The sequence below is a fragment of the Cupriavidus sp. WS genome, assembly GCF_000395345.1.
Taxonomy (GTDB): domain Bacteria; phylum Pseudomonadota; class Gammaproteobacteria; order Burkholderiales; family Burkholderiaceae; genus Cupriavidus; species Cupriavidus basilensis_B.
Genome location: NZ_AQPL01000718.1, coordinates 1 through 991, shown reverse-complemented (window position 1 = coordinate 991; position 991 = coordinate 1). Strand labels below are relative to the sequence as shown.

Here is a 991-nt window from a genome sequence, read left to right as displayed (position 1 = left end):
CCAGAGCCAGGGCGAGATGCCAGTGGGACAAGGCACGCGCCGGTGGACGCAGCGATTGCTGCGCGGCCCCCAGGTGCGTGTCCAGCGACGGCCAGAGGCCTTGCAGCCGACCAACCTCATCGGCGAACTGCTCCGGCTCCATCGTCACGCGGAAGAAATGCTCCGGCTCGGCCGGACTGGCGGGGACGATGTACGGCAGGAACGGCCAATCGCTCGGCAGTTCCTCGGCTTCGACTTCGCCAAGCCCAACCTGCAGCAGCAGATTGCGCACGGCCTTGACGCCATCGGGTGCCTGCTCGCGCTGACGCACCCTGCGACCGAAGATCACCACCTGCTTGAACTGCGTTTCCACCGCTCGGTAGATCCGCAGGTCGGTGTAGTGGCGCGTCAGCCAGCCGACCAGCTCCGCGTCGAGCACGTAGCCGGGGACGATGAAGACCAGCACGCCGCCGTACTGCAACAGCGACAGGCTGCGCTGATAGAACAGTTTTTCGAGGCGGGCACGGCCCTGTCCCTGATAACCGATATTGCCGTTGACGTCCTTGGACAGGTCGCCATACGGTGGGTTGAGCCAGAGCAGCCCGAACGACTGCTTGGAGATCATCGCGTCCATGAGGTCCGCATGCAGGCAATGATCGACCAGGCCGCGGGCATGGCGTGCCCGCTCGGCGTCGAACTCGACCGCGAACGCCTTTACCTGCTCGCGCCCGAGGGCATGAGCAGCTTCGGCGATCGCCACGCCTTCGCCTGCGCAGGGATCGAGGATGCACATCGACCCGTCGCTGGGCATCAGTGCGTTGAGGGCTCTTTCGAGCGTGGGTTCATCCGTGGGGAAGTATCCGTTTTTCACGAAATTGCGGGCGAGCCGCGGGAACATGAGGGCCATGGAAGTCTCCTGGTTGGCGGGGATGAAAGGCGGAAGCACGCAGAGGCGTGCTTCCGCGGGTGGGTCAAGCCGCTACCGCTTCCGGCGTCCAAATCTTGGCCGGAT

Annotated in this window: 1 protein-coding gene; it reads right to left on the bottom strand. The window is 64.9% G+C overall.

Annotated features, from left to right (window positions below; all coding sequences use genetic code 11):
* The coding region (locus K206_RS0136815) for a DUF6094 domain-containing protein (protein WP_020207185.1) at positions 1-886 on the bottom strand (886 nt) is incomplete at its 3' end.
* Positions 887-991 lie beyond the last annotated feature (105 nt).